Below are 579 nucleotides of genomic sequence, written 5' to 3'. Positions count from 1 at the left end.
AATGGATTGTTCAAGTTTATGAAGATCAGAAAGGTATTTATGGATACCGTCGTATAACGATCTATTTAAATCATTTTCTAAATGCTAAGGTAAACCACAAATGTGTCCAACGTTTGATGAAGCTATTGGGATTAAAAGCTGTCATCCGTCGCAAGCGTTACAATTATAAACCTCATTCGCCATCCCATGTGGCTGAAAACATACTGGACAGAGAATTCCAAAAGGAATATCAGCCTATGGAAGTCCTATTAACAGATGTCACTGAGTTTAAGTACGGAACTCAATCAAAAGCTTATCTAAGCGCAATCCTCGATTATGGCGAAAAGAAAATTGTCGCTTTTAAACTCTCTAAACATAATAATAATGAATTAGTGCAAAAAACTGTCAGTCAAATTGAGGATAGAATTAAACCCACTAAAACGCTCATCCATAGTGACCGTGGCTTTCAATATACGTCACACGGCTTCAAACAATTCGTGGATAAACATCAAGTTATTCAGAGTATGTCAAGAGTTGGAAAGTGTATCGATAACGGCCCAATGGAGAGCTTCTTTGGAACACTCAAAGAAGAAATGTATC

General features: G+C 36.8%; 1 protein-coding gene. It reads left to right on the top strand.

The genetic code is table 11. The features are described from left to right. Window positions 1–579: IS3 family transposase (locus tag ACTQ54_RS12390; protein WP_441757249.1), on the top strand; the 579-nt coding region annotated here is incomplete at both ends.

The sequence above is a fragment of the Fundicoccus sp. Sow4_H7 genome (assembly GCF_052115865.1).
In the GTDB taxonomy this organism is placed as follows: Bacteria; Bacillota; Bacilli; order Lactobacillales; family Aerococcaceae; genus Fundicoccus_A.
Note: the sequence above shows the minus strand (reverse complement) of the source record. Positions and strands in the feature narration are given on the sequence as shown.